16 protein-coding genes are annotated in these 19561 nt (G+C 52.7%); 7 read left to right on the forward strand and 9 right to left on the reverse strand.

Annotation, left to right across the window (positions count from 1 at the left end; all coding sequences use genetic code 11):
* Positions 1 to 219 (forward strand): four helix bundle protein (locus AB1611_02360; protein MEW6378432.1); only part of this gene is annotated, 219 nt, incomplete at its 5' end.
* A 279-nt stretch (positions 220 to 498) separates the two neighbouring features.
* Positions 499 to 3531 (forward strand): PAS domain S-box protein, encoded by a 3033-nt coding sequence (locus AB1611_02365; protein ID MEW6378433.1) that lies wholly within the window; start codon positions 499 to 501, stop codon positions 3529 to 3531.
* 112 nt (positions 3532 to 3643) lie between these two features.
* Here the strand turns inward: AB1611_02365 and AB1611_02370 are convergent, their stop codons facing one another.
* The 9 genes from AB1611_02370 to AB1611_02410 form a co-directional block, all read right to left on the reverse strand.
* The gene (locus AB1611_02370) at positions 3644 to 4651 is read right to left on the reverse strand and encodes a stage II sporulation protein M (protein ID MEW6378434.1); all 1008 of its coding nucleotides are present in this window, start codon (positions 4649 to 4651) and stop codon (positions 3644 to 3646) included.
* A complete protein-coding gene (locus tag AB1611_02375; GenBank protein MEW6378435.1) occupies positions 4652 to 5965 on the reverse strand; it encodes a DUF58 domain-containing protein in 1314 nt (437 codons plus the stop codon).
* Positions 5966 to 5968: 3 nt separating this feature from the next.
* Positions 5969 to 6934 carry a MoxR family ATPase gene (locus AB1611_02380; GenBank protein MEW6378436.1) on the reverse strand — a complete coding sequence of 322 codons (966 nt, stop codon included), beginning with the start codon at positions 6932 to 6934 and terminating at the stop codon, positions 5969 to 5971.
* Positions 6882 to 8132, reverse strand: coding sequence for a DUF4350 domain-containing protein (locus AB1611_02385; GenBank protein MEW6378437.1), 1251 nt, complete (start codon positions 8130 to 8132; stop codon positions 6882 to 6884). Before AB1611_02385 ends, AB1611_02380 begins: the two co-directional genes overlap by 53 nt.
* Positions 8125 to 9057: a DUF4129 domain-containing protein gene (locus AB1611_02390; GenBank protein ID MEW6378438.1), complete on the reverse strand. Its 933-nt coding sequence runs from the start codon at positions 9055 to 9057 to the stop codon at positions 8125 to 8127. Before AB1611_02390 ends, AB1611_02385 begins: the two co-directional genes overlap by 8 nt.
* On the reverse strand, positions 9057 to 9938 hold the full coding sequence (locus AB1611_02395) for a hypothetical protein (protein ID MEW6378439.1): 882 nt from the start codon (positions 9936 to 9938) through the stop codon (positions 9057 to 9059). The genes AB1611_02390 and AB1611_02395 overlap by 1 nt, the downstream gene beginning before the upstream one ends.
* A complete protein-coding gene (locus tag AB1611_02400; protein MEW6378440.1) occupies positions 9923 to 10216 on the reverse strand; it encodes a hypothetical protein in 294 nt (97 codons plus the stop codon). Before AB1611_02400 ends, AB1611_02395 begins: the two co-directional genes overlap by 16 nt.
* Positions 10210 to 11064, reverse strand: a complete 855-nt coding sequence (locus AB1611_02405) for a Yip1 family protein (GenBank protein ID MEW6378441.1) — start codon at positions 11062 to 11064, stop codon at positions 10210 to 10212. Before AB1611_02405 ends, AB1611_02400 begins: the two co-directional genes overlap by 7 nt.
* A gap of 248 nt (positions 11065 to 11312) precedes the next feature.
* Complete coding sequence (locus tag AB1611_02410) at positions 11313 to 13148, reverse strand: amino acid permease (GenBank protein ID MEW6378442.1); 1836 nt, start codon at positions 13146 to 13148, stop codon at positions 11313 to 11315.
* Positions 13149 to 13562: 414 nt separating this feature from the next.
* On the opposite strand from AB1611_02410, the gene AB1611_02415 reads away from it, so the two are divergent.
* From AB1611_02415 to AB1611_02435, 5 genes are all read left to right on the forward strand, one after another.
* Positions 13563 to 14198 carry a class I SAM-dependent methyltransferase gene (locus AB1611_02415; protein MEW6378443.1) on the forward strand — a complete coding sequence of 212 codons (636 nt, stop codon included), beginning with the start codon at positions 13563 to 13565 and terminating at the stop codon, positions 14196 to 14198.
* A gap of 28 nt (positions 14199 to 14226) precedes the next feature.
* Positions 14227 to 15018: a lysophospholipid acyltransferase family protein gene (locus tag AB1611_02420; protein MEW6378444.1), complete on the forward strand. Its 792-nt coding sequence runs from the start codon at positions 14227 to 14229 to the stop codon at positions 15016 to 15018.
* Positions 15019 to 15181: 163 nt separating this feature from the next.
* Complete coding sequence (locus AB1611_02425) at positions 15182 to 16558, forward strand: AAA family ATPase (GenBank protein ID MEW6378445.1); 1377 nt, start codon at positions 15182 to 15184, stop codon at positions 16556 to 16558.
* 4 nt (positions 16559 to 16562) lie between these two features.
* On the forward strand, positions 16563 to 17081 hold the full coding sequence (locus tag AB1611_02430) for a hypothetical protein (protein MEW6378446.1): 519 nt from the start codon (positions 16563 to 16565) through the stop codon (positions 17079 to 17081).
* Between the two features lie 308 nt (positions 17082 to 17389).
* Positions 17390 to 19045, forward strand: coding sequence for a nucleotide sugar dehydrogenase (locus AB1611_02435; protein ID MEW6378447.1), 1656 nt, complete (start codon positions 17390 to 17392; stop codon positions 19043 to 19045).
* The last annotated feature ends 516 nt before the right edge of the window (positions 19046 to 19561 follow it).

The raw sequence follows: 19561 nt of genomic DNA on the forward strand, positions 1-19561 counted from the left end.
CCCAAAGAGGAAGTTTACGGATTAACCTCACAACTGCGACGGGCTGTTGTATCGGTGGCAGCTAATATCGCCGAAGGGTTTAGGAAAAGCAGTAAGGTGGATAAAAAAAGATTCATGAATACAGCTCAAGGCTCACTTGAAGAATGCCGCTATTATTTGATCCTGTCAAAGGATCTTGGCTATGGGGATACTTCAACCTTGATGGGGCAACTTGAATAAGTCAGTAAACTGCTGGAAGCCTATTGCCGATCCATTCCGACTCCTGGCTCCTGACTCCTGACTCCTTTGCCCGAATTGGGCTTTCAGGTTCACCTGGCTAGAACTTATTGGTGCTTGAAAATAAGGTATCCTGAAGCTTCATATTGCCCTCACCCATTAGATCGTGATATAAAAAGCCAAGAGAAAGAAGTCGTCCGGCACCAGTTTTCAGTTTTCAGTTTTTACTGACCACTGACCACTGTATTTACTGACTACCGACCACTGACTAAGGAATCAGGAATGAGCGCGGCTGTTATTTTGAGTATTTCTACACTACTCCAGCTTGGGGCGGTATTTTTAGCCATCAGACTGATCCGGATTACCGGCAAACGCACATCGTGGATATTTATCGTTCTGGCTCTTGTATTCATGGAGGTACGCCGGTGTATTCCCTTAATTCAGATGGTATTCAGGAATATTTCCCATCCTCCCGACCCATTGACTGAGCTGGTGTCCCTGGCCACGTCGGCCTTCATGGTATCCGGCCTGGCCCTGATCGCCCCGCTTTTCCTGTCTATCAAACGCTCCGAGGAGGCTTTGCAGGAAAGCAGAGAGTGGTTTTCGACCACGCTGACCAGCATTGGTGATGCAGTTATCGCCACGGATATTACCGGCCTGATAACCTTTATGAATCCTGTTGCCCAGGCACTGACCGGATGGAAGCAGGAAGATGCGGAAGGGATACCCCTGCAACGGGTTTTCATCATTATCGATGAGCATACCGGTGAGCGCAGGGAAGATCCTGCCACCAGAGCAATCAGAAAAAATACGGTCACTTCCCTGGAGCACCATACCCTGCTGATAACCAGAGATGGACAGAGGATACCGATTGACGATAGTGCTGCACCGATTAAAAATAACCAGGGAGATATTATCGGCACGGTTCTCGTTTTCCGTGATGTTACCGAGCGCAAGCGGGCGGAAGAGGAAGTAAGACGTGCTCATGAAGAGCTGGACCAGATATTCAGCACCGCAGCCGGAGGAATGCGGCTGATTGACAGGGATTTCAATATCATCCGGATTAACGAGACATTTACGGCCATAGCTGGTGTAAACAGGAATGAGGTCATAGGGAAAAAATGCTACGAAGTTTTTCATGGTCCTGTCTGCCATACTCCCACCTGCTGTCTGAAAAGGATACTCTCCGGTGAGAAGCGCATCGAGGAAGATATCGAGAAGGTACGCAACGATGGCAGGAAGATTTTTTGCCTGGTGGTGGCCACTCCCTTTCTGGGACCTGAGGGCGAAGTGATCGGTATTGTTGAAAATTTCCAGAACATCGATGAGCGAAAACGCACCGAAGAGCTGCTCCAGCGCGCAAAAATGGTTATCGAGAACAGTCCGACCGTGCTTTTTCGCTGGAGGGCCGAAAAAGGATGGCCGGTCGAGTTTGTTACCGAAAATGTATCCAGGCTTGGCTATCAGCCGAGTGAGCTTCTCGGAGGAAATATCCTGTATGCCTCAATCGTTCATCCGGAGGACCTTGAGCGGGTCAGGCAGGAAATCAGAAAGCAGTCGGCAGTCGGGAACCGGCATTTTCAGCAGGAATACCGGATCGTTACCAAAGATGGACAGGTTCGCTGGGTGGATGCCAGGACTTTGGCTGAATATGATCCCGATGGCCGGATATGCTACTATCAGGGTATTATTATCGATATCACCGAGCGCAGGCAGGCGGAGGAAGCTCTCAAGCTCAAAGAGGAGCAGGAGCGACTGTCAGTCATTCTGGATGGCAATCCGATCCCTGCCTTCGTTATCGACCACAACCATAACGTCGTGTTGTGGAACCGGGCCTGCGAGTCCCTGACCGGTACATCCAAAGAAAAAGCCCTCGGACGGCCGGTGGATTCCGGGATATTCTACCAGGGGCTGGTCAGGCCGGTTCTGGCTGACCTTGTCCTCGATATGGACCCCAAAACCATGATCAGGCTCTACGAAGATAAACATCTCTCCCAGAATACCGCTATTCCTGAGGCATTCGAAGCCAAAGACCTTCTGATCATCAATGGGATTCCGAGGAATGTCTACTTTCTCGCCGCCCGCCTGCGGGATTCAAGCGGAAAAGTCATGGGAGCCATTGAAACCATCCAGGACATCACCGAGTGGGAACAACTGCAAAAGCAGTTTCTTCATGCTCAAAAGATGGAGGCCATCGGAAGGCTGGCAGGCGGAGTGGCCCACGATTTCAACAACCTCCTGGTTATCATCCGCGGCTACAGCGAGTTCCTGCTGAGCCGCCTCAAAGAAGGAGCACCCATGTACCGGGAGATCGACATGATCAGAAAGGCGGGAGAGCGGGCTGCATCCCTGACCCGGCAACTGCTGGCTTTCAGCCGAAGGCAGATGCTTCAGCCAAAGGTGCTGGACCTGAACGCCCTGATCAGCGATATGGAAAAGATGCTGCACCGACTTATTGGCGAGGACATTACCCTGGCAGTGACCCTTGATCCGAATATCGAGCGGATAAAAGCTGACCCCGGCCAGATCGAGCAGGTCATCATGAACCTGGCTGTAAATGCCAGGGACGCCATGCCGAGGGGAGGCAGGCTGACCATCAGGACAGGAGATGTAACTCTGAGCAGCGAACCCGGCCATGCCGCTCCTGCGGAAGGGGGCCGCGGCAGATTTGTCTGTTTGTCGGTGGCTGACACCGGCGTCGGCATTGCCAGAGAGACCGTTGACCATATCTTCGAGCCCTTCTTCAGTACCAAGGAACCGGGCAAAGGCACCGGACTGGGGCTGTCCACGGTCTACGGCATTGTCAAACAGCATGAGGGATTCATCCAGGTCGAGAGTGAACTGGGGCGGGGATCTACCTTCAGGATATATCTTCCGGTCCTGGTTATTGCCAAGACAGATGATGAATCTCTCGATGCGGCTTCGCTGCCGGAAGCTCCGGGAAATGGAGAGCGCATCCTGCTGGTTGAGGATGAAACCGAAGTCCGCGAATTCGCCTCGATTATGCTTCGGGAAAATGGCTATCTTCTCTTTGAGGCTGCAAGTGCCGACGAGGCTGTCAGAATCTTTGACCGGGAAAAGGAGCACTTCCATTTGCTTTTCAGCGACGTAGCCCTCCCGGATAAAAATGGCCTTGAGCTCGTTGATCAGCTTCTTTCCCGCAAACCCGGCCTCAAAGTCCTTCTCTGCAGCGGCTATACCGATGAAAGATCACAATGGTCGGCTATCCGTGAGAGGAATTTCCGGTTCCTCAAGAAACCTTATACCCTCAACGATATGCTGCAAGCCGTCAGAGACGCTCTCCGGGTGGACTGACATCCTGAACTGCTTTTGCTTTTGGAGAGATGCCTGTCATTATGCCTTCTCAACAGCCTGAGCTAGCTTTATCAAAATCACTACTTGACTCGACTTGGGAAAGTTGTAAGTATCAAGACTTCCCGTATGGGCTATAGCTTTCTCTGTCGTTCAATTGGTACAGCCATAAATAATACACGAGTGCCAGGCCCATAATCAAAGCAAAGAGCAGCTTCAGAACATAGGGCAGGTGAGGCTCATGAATCTGGCTGATTGTCCCCTCGATAATTCCAGCCAGCACGAAGAGGGGGATCAGGCCAAGGATCAATTTGACCGCCACTCCTGCCTCCTTCCCCAGGGTCTGCTTCCATGACGATCTTCCCGGAGCCAGAAGCCCTCTGGCCAGGATAAGACCGGCCCCACCGGCAATAATGATACAGCTCAGCTCGATCACTCCATGAGGCAGGATCCAGGCCCAGAAAAAGAGAGACACGCTGTCCAGGTAGTAGGCAGCGGCCAGGGAACCGAGCATCAGGCCATTGAGAAACAGGACCACTATCGTCCCCAGGCCGAAGGTAATTCCCAGAGCAAAGGCTACAAAAGATACTTCGATGTTATGGGTGAACAGAAAACTGGAGAAGGCGATACTCTGGTCTGCCTCGAAAGTGTCTTTTCCCTCCTCGATCTCCCGCACCCGTTGAGCTGGAAGAACTTCCTGGTGCTGTTCGGGGATAAGGTAGACGCCAGCAGCCGGGTCCAGAAGGAGGGTACCGAATCCGAACAGGAATCCGGTCAGCAGGGTAACCATAGCCAGGGCAATCATCAGCCAGTTTTCCCTGACCAGGCCGGGGAATACCTTCAGGTAAAAGAGAACGACATCATGGAAACGAAATTGATTGCCCTCGGAAATATGGCCGTAAGCCCTGGCAACCAGACTGTTGAGGTAACGAAGAATTTCATAGTTGGCCGTAATATGGCGGGCCTGGATCAGGTCGGAGGAGACAGCCCGATACAGGTGGCCAAAACGCCGGGCTTCCTCAATGGTCAAGGATGATATCCCGGACCGGTCAACCTGGCGGAGCACCTGCTCCAGCTCTTCCCACCTGCTTTTACGCTCCTGGATAAAACGGTTCAGATCCACTTACAGCATTCCCTTTCTCTTGATTTCCAGATACCGGTTGACAATGGCCGCGGGCAGATCCTCCGGCAGGGCTTCAAGTACCTGAATTCTCTCCCGCTGCAAAGTTTGCAGGAGAATCTTTCGCTCGGTGAGCACCTCGGCGGCAGCCAGAAGGCAATAGATGTCGGACACATCTTTCGGGTAGTTTTCCTGAAGGGCCACCACCTCCCGGTCGCGAATGGTCACGATCAGGGGCAGGTGCCGGGTGCGTACAATTCTGATCCCATTGAGCAGCCCCCGGCAGTTTTCCTGATCCAGGAAATCGGTGAAAATGACCAGGAGAGAGCGCCGTTCCCGTTTGAGCAGAAACTGGCGGAAAAACTCCCGGTAATCCACAAAGGCGGGCGTGGGAGTAATTCCATTCAGCCGCCTCAGACAGCACCCGAATTGTGCTTTCCCCTTTTTGGCCGGGAGGAAAACATCCAGGCCGCTGCTGAATGTGGCCATGCCCACCCGGTCATCCTGCCGGATAGCCAGGTGAGCCAGGATAAAGGCTGCCTGAAGGGCATAATCGAATTTCGACAGGTCGCCGATGCGAAGAGACATCATCCTTCCGGCATCGAGGCACAGGTAAATGGTCTGGCTGTGCTCGGTTTCATACACCCTGGTGATTGGCCGCTGCTTTCGGGCCGTGGCCTTCCAGTCTATTTCCCGGAAAGGATCGTCCGGCAGATACTCCCGCAGCTTCTCGAACTCCCGGCCCTCTCCCTCCCGGTGAAGGAGATGAACCCCTCTGCTGGTACAAGAGTGGGGAAAGGGGGCCAAAAGCCGCAGCCTTCGAATGTCCTGGAGTACGGGATAGACCGTGATCAGGGTCCGGCTCTCTTTTTTCCCCTGATAAAGCGCGAGCCCCAGAGGGCCGGTCAACCGGAAGTGAATGTCTCCGAACTCACAGCTTCCCCTCCGGCCTGGAGTGACCCGGTAGCGGATCCGCTCCTGACGGAACGGCGGCACGAAAACGAACTGGTCATGAAAGTCGGTTTCGCACCGGTCCGGAAAGTCATCCCGCACCTTAAGGTGCAGGGAGCGGGAGCTTCGGTTTTCGATGTGCAGAACCACAGGGTTGGGCTGGCCGAGGGTAAAGGTGGGCGGAAGCTCACGGGAGAGGACATATCCTTTCCGGGTCCTGGCCATAAGGTAATCGATCAGGCCGAACAGGATGATCAGGAAGTCGAAGAGGGCGATTGCCGGGACCAGGGAAGGAGAGAATCCGGCAAAGAGAAGCGGAAGAAGGCCGATGCTCAGGAAGATCAAAGTCCTTGGAGTAGGCAGCATAGCTTACCGGGGCACCTCGACGGTCTTTACAATTCGCTCCAGGACATCTTCCACCGAGGCATCCTCAAGCTCCACCTCCGGTCCGAGCACCAGCCGGTGGCGAAGGACCGGATTGATCATGGCCTGAACATCGTCCGGGGTGACAAAGCTGCGGCCCGATAAGAGCGCCCTTCCCTTGCTTGCCAGGAGCAGGGCGATCGAGGCCCTTGGCCCTGCACCGAAGAGAAATTCGGGACGGTTGCGTGTGGCCCTGACTATGTCCGTGATATAGCGGATCAGGGAATCTTCGATCACGATCCGGGTCAGTGACTCCCTGGCCTGTTCAAAGTCCTGAAGTTGAAGTCTGGGATTGATCAGGCTCTCCACCTGGTCCGGTCGAAAGCCCTGGTGGTACTTCAGGAGGATGGCCGATTCCGACTCCAGGTCAGGATAATCGATTTTCACCTTGAAGAAGAACCGGTCAAGCTGGGCTTCGGGAAGCGGGTAGGTTCCCTCGAACTCGATCGGGTTCTGGGTGGCAAAAACCGTAAAAAAAGGAGAAAGCGGGTATGAAGTGCCGTCAATGGAAACCCGTTTTTCCTCCATCGCCTCCAGAAGCGCGGCCTGAGTTTTGGCCGGAGCCCGGTTGATTTCATCGGCCAGGAGAAAATCGGTAAAAATCGGGCCCCGCGAGAAGTGAAACTGACTGGATTTGAGGTCGAAAACATTATTGCCGGTAATGTCCGAGGGCATAAGGTCGGGGGTAAACTGAATGCGTTTGAAATCGCCGTGAACGATCCGGGCCAGGATCCTGACCATCAGGGTCTTGGCTGTACCGGGAACTCCTTCCAGCAGGATATTCCCCCGGCAGAGGAGGCCGATGAGAATCTGATCCACCACTTCCTTTTGTCCGACAATGACTTTCGCCATCTCCTCATCAATGACCTGTCTGAGGCTGGCTATATGACTGATGCTCTGCTGCTCTTCCATAGACTTCCTTTCTATACATGACAATCTTCTGGGCGAAGCGGACTGCCTCGGCGGCCTGAATCTTCCTTTTCCCGCTGGTCAATCGTGCCAGGTCCTGCTCAAGCTCTGTCCGCCGCCGCTCCGCATCCGGCCCGGCCCGATGGCCGCCTCTGGCTGAAGATGCAGGGACCAGGGCTTCGAAGAGCCACTGCATGGTTTCAGGAGAAAGACTCACTCTCTGGTAGATTCTGGCCATGGCCCTGATTGAATCAGAAGATGGCCGCAGGCAGGAAACCGCCGGTGTGCGCCGCTCTCCCCACACCTTGCGCTGAAGGTATATCCAGCTTACGATTACCAGAAAGAGCTGGACGAGGAAAAACTGGAAATGCCGTTTCCACAAATATCCGGGAATGGACAGCTCATGACTGAATCCGTGATGATATTCGTCGAAGTAAAGGTTTTCCGAGCCGTATTCGTACATGAGCCGGGAGAGGAACAGGAGATTATCCCCGTTTGCCAGATTCTGATTGCCGAAGAACCGGGGATCTCCCAGGACAATCAATTGCCCCTTGCCGTAGCGCATCAGAAGTATCAGCGGCCCGTTTTGGTCTTCAAACAGAGAAAGAGCGCTTCCCAACCCCGAAAAAAGAGAGGGACTGGACGGATCAAAGTGCAGGTTGAGCCCATCGGTGAGCGGATTGGGCCCCTTTCGCCTGAGAAAATTCCTGTCCTGGGGATCGGGAGCAGGCTCCGGATACAATTCCGGGCCGGTGCGAGGGGGAAAAAGTGCCTCGCCCCTGTCCCTGTGCCTTTTCTCCCACGATAATTCGATCCTGAAGGCATTCAGCAGGTGATGGGGACGATCAGTAGCCAAAACATAGGTGCCTCCGCGCATGATCCACCTTAGAGTATCATCAATCTCCCGGTGAGAGAAATTTGCAGGAGCAAGGGAAAACAGAAGCCCCGGAGCCAGATCCTGGTTAACGGGCCGGGTAATCCGCTGGGGTGCATAGTCGGTTTCCTGGCTGAAGAGAAAGAGTGCCTTGCTCCCCTGCGGATCGCTGCGGAAGGTGGAGTAGGGGGAGGAAAACTGGCTTCGCGAGATCAGGTCAGGGAAAAAGAGGATGGCCAGAATAGCGGGCATAAGAAGAAGAACGAATAATCCCCAGAAAAAATTCTGCCCGCGCCTGGACCTGAACTCAGACCTGGACTCAGACATCGAGGACTCCTTTGATTGCCTTCTGGTATCTCTCGTAGTCATCCGGCGCGAGGGAGCAGCGGCCATACCAGACCAGGTCGAACCGGGCGGTCAATTCCTGAAAGAGCGCTCTGGTCTGTTGATCTCCCCGGAAGTGGGCCAGATAATTCCAGTTGGTCCGGCATCGCTGAAAATCGATGTAATTGAGACGGTGAAAACCCAGAAGGAGGGCCAGATAGAGACCGCGGAAAGCCTCTCTGGTTCTTCCCTGCTTCATCAGAAGGTCCGCCTGTTCATACCAGTATCCGGGTGAATCTTTGAGGCGGTCCGGCAGGGAGAAGAGATCGTGGCGATCCGGCAGCGTTTCTCCTTCTTCCTGGCCGGAAAAGAGCGACTGGCCGGATCTGGCCAGAAGGATGAGCATAACAATGGCCAGAGCAGCCATGAGAGTATAGATCGTCCAGGGGCTGAAAAGCCAGGACAGCCCGGACCAGGCTGCCGGCATCTTCAGCCGGTTTCTCCTCCAGCCGAAGAGCCTGCCGAGAAAACGGGCAATTGGTTCGAGCAGCCGGAAAATCCGGTTCATCAGCCGGGATGTCCACCTCATCGGGTCCTTCTTCAGCCGGTTATACTGAAATTCCGGTCTGGCCAGAATGGCCCGGAGAATCTGCCGGTCTCTCTCCATCTTGGCGGCAGGGAGGGAAGGAGGAACTGCGTCCCTTTGCAGAATCAGGGCCGCTTTCGGGTGGACCCGGATACAATCTGATTTTTCCAGTTGCTCGTGCCGGGGGAGAGATGCAACTGTATTCCCGGTAACCGGCAGCCAGGGGTGCATGCGCACAGATAACAATTCTCTGCCATAAGGCCGCAGAGATATCGAGCAAAAGAAGATGAAAAGACCTGCACCGATCAGCAGCAGGACAGGCCACTCTTTCCGTTGTTTCATCAGCTCCCGCCTTTTATCAGGCAATCGGCCATCTGACGAAGGTCGTGACCCTCTGCCCGCACTTTGTAATCATGGTATAACAGCCAGCCGCACCCTGCCCGCAGCGGCTCGGTGAGAAGAAAGCTGATGCCCAGGACCAGGAGAAGATAGACCCGGTTGGATGGGCTGAAAAAAATCTGCCAGTAGCTGACATCAAAATTGAACAGAGAATGGAGGCTGTTGAGCACAAAATACAAGCCGATCAGGATGTTGGCAGCCATCAATCCGAAGAGCAGAAGGATTGACAGATGAATGCCAAGACAGCGCCGGAAGAATCCCGGAACCCGGTTTCGGACAGACTTGAGCGCATGCAGGGGAGATATCCCCTCACAGGCGGTCAATGGGAGTGCGGGGAGGAAAGCTCCCCCCAGCAGAAGATAGGGAGTAAAGAGGAGAAAGGAAGAGAGAATGAAAAAAGAGCCCCAGACTGCGGCCAGAGCCGACAGGGACAGCCCTTTTTTCAAAGCCCCGAACAGCGAGGTTCTTATCAGTACCGGCTGGCCGTTCAAGGCCCGGTCAATGGTTATTGTCTGGGCCCCCAGAATGAGGGTCCGCCAGAAGAAGAGGACGGTCAGCCACAGCGACCAGCACGAAACCGATTGAAAAAGGCCCATGCCGGACAGGGGAGAAAATTTCAGGACAGCGAAAGAATAATAAAAGGCGGTGAAAAGCAGGACAAAAGGGAGACTTCCCAGAAGGGTCAAGGGCCAGATCAGACCCGGAGCCTGCCGGTAGATGCTCATTCCCCGGTCCAGAATATCCGCGATCCGCATTACCCGTGGATGGATACCGCCAGCCGGACCGGGAAAAACCATCTGTGGAGTAATCAGAGGCGAATCCATATATTTCCCAGAAGATACAGGGTTCCCCAGATCAGCAGACCTCCGCCGAGAATCAACAGGATATTGGACAGGGAAAACTGCCGGCTGGAGGACAGACTCTGTATCGGTTGAGTCCGGGAAAGCCCGCACAGGCAGCTTTGACAATAATTGATCCCATCCACCCTGGTCGAGCATTCACTGCAAATCGGCGTGCGGCACTGAACACAGAGGCCAAAGGCTTTCCGGTGCGGATGCAGGATGCAGTTTGCTGATACCATCGAATGGCCGCCGGTCACCATATGCCCATCTTCACTCCTATTATCCCGATCAGAATTACTGCGGCTATCCCTATGATAAAAGGAAAAAGAACCATGGCCAGAATCGCCTGCCCCGTAGAGAGCTTGTGCAGCCGCTTCAATCCGCTGAAGGTAATGACCTGGTTTATAATCGCGGCCACCAGGTTGATTATGGGAACCGCTCCCAGCACATGGGTAGCGCTCCCATAGCCGACGATCCGAAAGGTCTGATCAAAATCACGCTTTTCGAACTGCATCCGGATTCCCAGGTGAACGGATGCAGCACTCAAAAAAAGGATTATGGGAACAGCCACCAGCAGGACAGTTACCCCGGCAATCAGTCCCAGGACTCCGGTCATGAGTATTGGCAGAGAAGCCATCGGATACAGGGGAAAAAGCATTATCCCCAGAACAAGGGTGTGAGCAGATGACAGATAGGCGAAGGTCAGAGCTGAGGTTTTATCCGGAATCCGGGGAAGCTTATCAAAAAAATCGAAGGGGTGCACGATAATTTCCTTCCAGGTCATCCAGAATCTCCGGTAAAAGAAAATGGATTTATCCTCCCAGGCACAATAGTAGCTGGCTTCCTCAACTTTTCCGTAGCAGTCCCGGCAATAAGGTTCGTTCTGTCCGGTTGCCGGATCAGTGCGGGTGATCCTGCACGCATCGCAGATAAAGGTGGCGCAGCGGGTGCAAACGCCGACAGCTTCGGTTTCAGGATGATACCCGCAGGCCGGGCGGATTGCTGGCCAGACTTGCTCGGCAGCGCAGGCGGAGCACAGGCTCCTGGCAGCCTCCTCGCCGGTCAGGAGAGGCTTCCGGCACTTGCTGCACAACAGATTTTCTTCCATGTTGCAGGTTCCTTATGGGGCAGCACCCAATGGGTGTTGAATGATGACTTCCTGGCTCGGTAACCGACTTCTCGGCAAATATAACTAACCATATCATAAAAAGAGGTTTTTCGTCAAATTAGGAAAATGTGATCAAAAGGACTGAATCGAACGGCTTGCAGAATCTGAGATGCGAAGGAGAGAGAAAGGAGCTATTAGTTTGGGGTTATCAATTATCTGTTTTTTCACTGACCACTGGCCACTGTCCCTCACAGATAGCGCTGCCGGTCTCCCAGGAGGATGATGTCCCGCAGGGCCTGCTCGCCCTTTGCCTTCAACCAGGTTTTTTCAAAATGATGGCCCTGGACTATCTGGGCAAGGGATGACAGGGCGCGGAGGTGAAAATTCCGCTCGTCTCTTGTCCCCACCAGGACGAAGATGGCATGGACCTGCGGTGCTGTGTCCGAAAAGGTCACCCCGTGCCGGGACCGGGCCAGAAGGATATCAAAGGCATGCTCTCCCTCGATAACGATATGGGGTATGGCCAGGCCCGGGCTTATGGCTGTGCTGCTCTCCCGCTCCCTGTCCAGGAGCAGTTGAGCGATGATCTCCGGACCTACTTTAAGCCTTGCAGACAGGGTTTCAGCAGCCAGGTGAAGAAATTCCTGAAGACTCATGGCCGTATCCAGATCCAGGACGGGGCTGCTTTCAATGATGTGGTCAAATCTGTCCCTGACGATGTTATCTCGTTCCCGGATGATTTCCTTCAGCTCGGATTCCAGAGAGCCGGTGGCGAAATCCCTGGCAGTGATTCGTTCAAGAAGGTGAAGCAGGGCGTATTCTTTGTCCACTCTGACTCGGCCGTAAAACCAGTAGGTGAAAAATCCGCTGAGCATAAGGATGACGGTGGTGATCAAAGCCCCTGAGCCCATTTCGAACAGGAGAAAGCCGAGGCCGATGAGGCCGATTATCTGCAACCAGGGATATAAGGGTGCCCGAAAGCTTGGCTGGTAGTTCTGTACCCGGCCCTCTCTGATAACGATGATTGACAGATTGGCCAGGATATACGTAAGGATAAGAATAGCCGAGCCTGCCTCAACGAGGACATCGAGCTTGAGAAAGAGCGTGGCCATGACCAGACTGCCGGTGACCAGAATGGAAGGCTGCGGTGTTTGAAACCGGGGACTGATCCTGCCGAAGGGTCCGGGTATCAGACCGTCACGGCTCAGGGCCAGAAGATATCGGGCCGAAGACATGATTCCGGCATTGGCAGTGGTGGCACAGGCCAGAATGGCCGCAATATTCAGGGCTGTCCTGCCGAATGAACCCATGATGGCCGCTGCTCCGTCGGAAATGGGAACCAGGGAACGGCTCAGTTCTCCGGCATCAAGTATGCCTATGGTCACAAAGACCATCAGGGTGTAAAGGGCAGTTACTACCAGGAGAGAGAGAATCATTCCCTGGGGAATATCCTGGCCCGGCTTTTTTACCTCTTCAGCCACACTGACCACTTTGAGAAGGCCCCCATACGAAAGAAAGACAAACCCCGTGGCGGGCAGAATAATGCCAAGACCGTGGGGGGCAAAGGGTGTAAAATGGTGAACCTGGACTGTCGGTAATCCGCGGACTATATAGAGAGCCATGAGAGCCAGCAGGCCAAAGACCAGCACTGCCTGAAGGCTGCCTGCCTCTTTGACTCCGACAAGATTAACCGCGATAAAGAAAAGGCATAACAGTACCGAAATGATTCGTATGTCAATCCCGAGGAGCGGGGTCACGAAAATGGCCATTCCAAGCAGAGCAAATGCACTTTTTACGGATAGGGAAAACCAACTGAGCAGACCGGCTATGGTGCCCGCAGCCGGACCCATACCCCGCGTTACGAAGAAGTAATCCCCTCCTGACTTGGGCATGGCCGTAGCAAGTTCGGCGATGCTGAACATGCCGGTCATGGCCAGAGCGCCAGCTAATGCAAAGCAGAGGATAGCCGCCGGTCCGGCCCTGGCGTGAACAAGCCCCGGCAGGACAAAAAGCTCGGCACCGATCATCGATCCGGCGGCAATACTGAAGATATGCGCTAAACCAAGTTCTTTCTTTAATTTCATGATGACTTCATGACAGGATCATGACAGGCACTGCACGAGCAGCACAGTGCCCATCGTGATGGTTAAGAATAAAATGTCATGGTTAAAAATGAAAAAGCCCCCTTGCCTGAAGACGGAAGCACTTGATATTCCGTCCCCGGCCAGGAGGCTGTAAAAGTGTACAAGATCGAAAGGAGGCTAACAACATGTACATTCTAAATATCGTCAGAAGAAATAATTTCCTATGATAAAAATTGACTCAAGTTGAAATGTATTCTGCCACAAAATTATATCACACTTTTCTTTCCTAGCAAAATAAGTTATGCTTATACTTATGCTAGATATTGGGAAAAACAGGAGTCAGAATTCAGGAGTCAGAATAAAAGCATTTCTCCTGGCCTCTGTCTTCTGAATAAGAGGAGAGGGCAATTTACTATGGACAGGAATGAAATCGAAAATATTTACAAAAGCAAATCGCTGGAAGAAATTCCCTGGAACGTGGAGACCCCTCCCGATGCGCTGGTAGAGCTGGTCAGGAGCGGTCAGGTGAAGTCCTCGCGGTGCATCGATCTGGGCTGTGGTGCTGGCAATTACTCTATCTATATGGCCAGCCAGGGGTTCGAGGTTACGGGAGTCGATCTTTCGCCGACAGCCATCAGCCGTGCCCGCAAGAATGCCGAGAAAAAAGGCGTCACCTGCACTTTCCTGGCAGCCGATATCCTCGGAGGACTGCAGGAGGTCGAAGGAACCTTTGATTTTGCCTTTGACTGGGGAGTGCTGCATCATATATATCCTGAAAAAAGGAACCAATACGTAGCTACGGTGCACAGGATACTGAACCCCGGAGGGAAGTACTTCTCCGTCTGCTTCAGCGAAAAGGATACAACTTTTGGCGGCGCAGGGAAATACCGGCAAACTTCGCTGGGCACGGTGCTGTACTTTTCCGCCGAAGATGAGCTGAGAGAGCTTTTCAGCAGGTATTTTAAGGTGCTTGATATTAAGACCAGAGAGATACAGGGTAAGCTCACCCCTCATCTGGTCAATGCTGTATTTATGGAAAAGGTAAGGTAAGCAATCAGCAGCAATGAGGATGAGGTTCATGGAGGATATTACCCGATACGATACCTACGATACCCCTGAAGGGGAACATAAGTTAAGCCTTCCGAGAAAGCTGCTTCCTGTGGGGGTTACCTTCTATGCACAGGTTGGCCATGCGATTTTTACGGGCTGGCGGGTTGCCCGAAAGGGGGCCTACGACAGCTCCTTCTGGCGTGTGCAAAGCCGAAGGATTGTTGAAATCATTGAATCGCATGGAGGGATTTTCCATATCAGCGGTCTGGATCATATGCGCAGGGTGGAAGGGCCGGCGGTATTTATCAGCAATCACATGAGCACGCTGGAAACCCTTGTTTTACCGTGCCTGATTCTGCCATTTAAAGAGTTTTCCTTTGTGGTTAAGGAAAGCCTGCTGTCCTATCCCTTTTTTGGTCCTCTCCTGGAAAGCGTGAGGCCTATTACCGTGACCAGGAAAAATCCGCGGGAGGATTTAAAGACCGTGCTCAAGAAAGGAGGAGAGATGCTGGCCACAGGCCGGTCCGTGCTGCTCTTTCCTCAGAGCACCCGCTACCCTGACGTTGATCCGGAACACTTTAATACCCTGGGAATAAAATTAGCCAAAAGCGCCGGTGTCCCGGCAATTCCCATTGCCTTGAAAACCGACTTCTGGCAGGTAGGCAAATTGGTGAGCGATCTTGGGCCGATTGGCCGGAAGACGCGGGATATTTATTTCAGTTTCGGAGAATCAATAGTCATTCAGGGAAGCGGAAAGGAAGAGCACCAGAAAGTTCTTGACTTCATTCAGGGCTTTCTGGCAGGGATTCGAGCAGAGTAAGGCTGCAAAAAAATAAACATGTGTCCGGTTAGAAGCAGTAAATGAGTTGCAAGGATAGCGGCAGATGAGCCATTGGCTAAGATGTCCGGGAATTGATCGGCTAATTTAATGTGCTTTTACCAATTATAGAGAGGAGTATTAAGAAGGAGGACAGGAATTTATTATGAAACAGCAAGCGAAGCCGGAAAGGTCATCGTTAAACGATGCAAATGGAATTACCCGACTTGCCGTTTCCGGCTACAAATCGATAAGTCAAGAGCAATCCATTGATATGAAGCCATTAACTGTTTTAGCAGGTGCAAATAGCTCGGGTAAGTCCAGCATTATGCAGCCTCTCCTCCTGCTCAAACAGACACTGGAAGCGAGCTACGATCCCGGTGCGCTTTTGCTTAATGGCCCAAATGTAAGATTCACTTCCGTAGATCAATTATTTTCCCGCACAGGCAATAAGAAAAAACGCGCGGATACCTTTCGAGTGGGAATCGAAATAGCGTCTGAGACAACTCTTACCATATCCTTTCATCGACAACCGAAGAAAGGAATTGAAATTCAGCAAATGACCTTTATCAGCGATAGTGAGAAAACTGCTCTGAGCCCTGGAATGACCCATGACGAAATAATATCAATTATCCCATCTTCAGTTGAAAAGTTACCTAAAATGTTCGCCGGAGAGAAAAAAAAAGAACCTGGATGGACTGTTGTCCGTGATCGGTGTTTTTTATTACTGGCATTAAAGTTGAAAGACGGGAAGGAAATTCGGATTTCTATTCCAGGTCTTTTACAAGGTATAACCAGTCTCTCACCAGGCATGACTGTTGAGCCTTATATCCGTGAGTTGATTCATCTCCCTGGATTAAGGGGGAATCCCGAAAGAACTTACCCGGTGACTGCTGTAGGTTCCATGTTTCCAGGAACATTCCAGGAATATACGGCCAGCGTTATTGCCCAGTGGCAGGCAGATAACCAGGAAGACAAGATCGAAGGATTAAGCAAGGATCTTGAACGGCTTGGCCTGACCTGGAAAGTGCATGCAAAGCCGATTAACGAGACACAAGTTGAGATACAGGTAGGGCGATTGACTCGCGCGGCCAGAGGCGGAGCCGGCGACCTGGTAAACATAGCTGATGTTGGCTTTGGTCTATCACAGACATTGCCCTTGATTGTGGCCATTCATGCTGCCAAGCCGGGACAGTTGCTATACGTGGAACAGCCGGAAATTCATCTCCACCCAGGTGCCCAGTTTGCCATGGCGCGGGTACTGGCTGATGCTGCCAATCGCGGTGTCCGGGTGGTTATAGAGACGCACAGCAGTTTGCTGCTCCTGGGTGTTCAAACTATAGTAGCTGAGGGCGCCCTTTCACCGGATAAGTTGAAACTGCACTGGTTCAAACGTCGGGAAAATGGCGCCACCGAGATTAGAAGTGCTGATCTGGACGAAGCGGGTGCTTTTGGGGACTGGCCTGAAGATTTCGATAAAGTTGCCCTTGATGCACAAAGCCGCTATCTTAACGCTGCTGAAGCGCGCCTCATGAGGAAATAGCTTCATGGCTTCGAGACGGCTGGTTATCGATGCTTCGGTTGCCCGCTCCGCTGGGGGAGATGAGGCGACCAATCTACAATCACAATGTTGCCGGAATTTTCTGCAATCCATACTGGATATTTGTCACCGAATGGTCATGACGCCGCAGATCATCAGTGAATGGAACAGACACCAATCGAACTTCGCCAGGATGTGGCGAGTCTCAATGATGGCTCGAAGGAAAGTAGATTTCCTCAATGATATCCAAAACAGCGAGCTATCCGAAAAAATCAAGCTCGTTGCGGTCAAGGAAAATGATGTTGAGGCTATGCTCAAAGATTTTCACTTGATTGAGGCTGCTCTGGCTTCTGAAAGAACTATTATTTCCCTTGATGAAATCGTAAAGAAGCTGTTTGCGGCTGCATCCGGCAGCATAGGTGAGCTCAAGAACGTTGTATGGGTAAATCCTGCCAAGGAGGATGAGCATCCAATCATCTGGCTGCAAGATGGGGCGAAGGCTGAAAAGGATCGTCAACTTGGATAAAAGTTGTGCTCTATGATGACTGCAAAGAGAAAAGGTGGATGCTACCATACCATAGATACACGAAGTATCAGCGGGAAAGAAGCGATAGAGTATATATTACGAATGGTCGAATAGTAACTTTTATTCAGAAGTCAGAAGCCAGGAGTCAGAAGTCAGGAGTCAGGAGCCAGAAGAAAAGAAAGCCTTTATTCTGATCACTGACCACTGATCACTGTCTTTACTGACCACCGACCACTGACCGCTTTCTTTTATCATGTCTATAAACGAGCTTTATAACCACATGACTCTTTAATCAAAGGAGCAGCACAATGGATAAGCAGTATTCAATCAGTCCGGATGGTGAGAAGTTCGCAATTCCTCAGGAAGAGGACTATAAACAGGAGTTTGTACGAATCGAGCAGCTGGTCTGGGCTCAGCGGGCCATGAACCGGGAGATCGTGGCTGTGGTCGGGCTCGGATTTGTCGGGGCGGTCATGGCGGCTGTGGTAGCCGACACCGCTGATGCCAAAGGCGATCCGGCAAAATTTGTCATTGGCATGCAGCGGCCGAGTGTCCGAAGCTTCTGGAAGATACCGTTACTCAACCGCGGCATCGCGCCGGTCAAGGCGGAAGATCCGGAAGTGGAGCCTATGATCAGGCGCTGTGTTCTGGAGAAAAAGAGCCTGGTGGCTACCTATACCTATGAGGTATTGAAGCTGGTCGATGCGGTGGTGGTGGATGTGCAGTGCGACTATCTGAAGAACTCTCTCGGCAATGTTCATGATGGCCGTACAGCTATGGAGGCCCTCGAAAAATCCCTGGAGAGCATTGCCGAGCAGATTCAGCCCGACACCCTGGTTTTGATCGAGACCACGGTTGCTCCCGGCACCACCGAGCAGGTAGCGTATCCGATTATGAAGAAGGTTTTCCAGCAGCGGGGCATTCAGTCCGATCCCCTGCTGGCGCACAGTTATGAGCGGGTCATGCCGGGAAAGGAATACGTGGCCAGTATCCGTGACTTCTGGCGGGTATGCAGCGGCATTAACGATGAGGCCAGAAAGCGGGTGGTGAAATTCCTCACCGAGGTATTGAATACCAAAAAGTTTCCCCTTACGGTTCTCGACCGCCCCATAGAGTCCGAGACAGCCAAGATCGTGGAAAACAGCTTCCGGGCCACCATGCTGGCCTTTCTGGATGAGTGGAGCCTGTTCGCCGAGCGGAACGGGGTCGATCTGATCAAGGTGATCAATGCCATCAAGGTCCGGCCCACACATGACAATATCATCTTTCCCGGCCCCGGCATCGGGGGCTACTGCCTGCCCAAGGACGGAGCCCTTGGCATGTGGGCCTATAAGCATATTTTCGGCTGGGAGGATGATATTTTCACCATCACCCCGGCAGCCATCAATATCAATGACACCAGGTCCCTGCACGTAGCCCAGCTTGTCAGGGATGCCTTGAGGAATATGGACCGCCCGATCGCTGCCGCAGAGATTCTGCTGCTTGGGGCCGCCTACCGGGAGGATGTGGGAGACACCCGCTACAGCGGATCAGAGCTGGTGGTCCGGCGGCTGACCGAAATGGGTGCTGAAATGCGCGTCCACGATCCCTATGTGCAGCACTGGTGGGAGCTGGAAAAACAGGACACCTACCCGACTCCAGGCTACAGCCTGGCCCGGTTCTTCAGAAATCAGGACAAGCTGAAAAATCTTCGGATTACCCAAAACCTGGAAGATGCCTTGAAGGGAGCCGATGCAGTTATCTTTGCCGTCCGGCATCAGCCCTATCTGCAATTGCAGCCGGAGGAAGTGGTTCGCATGGCTGGCAAGCCGCTGGCCATAATCGACTGCTTCGGGGTCCTGAATGACGAGAAGATCGCAAAATACTTCGAACTGGGATGCGAAGTCAAGGGACTTGGCCGGGGCCATGTAAGCCGCATTAAACGGGCGGTCAAGGAAAGAAAAGCCCGTGAACTGGTGCGGTAGATTTTTTAAGCTGGCCGATGGTTACCACGCGGTCACCTTTTTCAGCAGGAAGAATGGGTATTTTGTGATTTGCTGCACATTACCCAGGCATTATACATGTCGGTAGGCTCTTTGAGAACATCCATGGTTTATCCTCATGACCATGTCTGCCCCTCTCTCTTTGTGCCTCTTCCGGATCTGCGTCTTGAGACTGTTGCCAGACCCTTAACTCAGTTCAAACGCCAGGGAGTACGGCTTGCCCTGCCTGGCAGGCATAGTCGATTCCATCTGCAATGTAACCAACAAAATGGGGTTAACCAGAATGGCACTTACACAGGCCGGGCTTCTCCTTATGAGAACAGAAAGGGCACGAAGACCACGCAGAGATCAAGCTTTTTAAAGGGTCAGGGTCCAGGGCAGGGTCCCTCGTGGCATGGGCAGGATGCCCATGCCACTTTTTCTCTCTCTAAGTCTGGCTAACCGTCATTCCCGCGTAGGCGGGAATGACAAGGAAAGTACTATGTTTTAACTGGCCGT

The sequence above is a fragment of the bacterium genome, assembly GCA_040755755.1.
Taxonomy (GTDB): Bacteria; SZUA-182; SZUA-182; order DTGQ01; family DTGQ01; genus DTGQ01.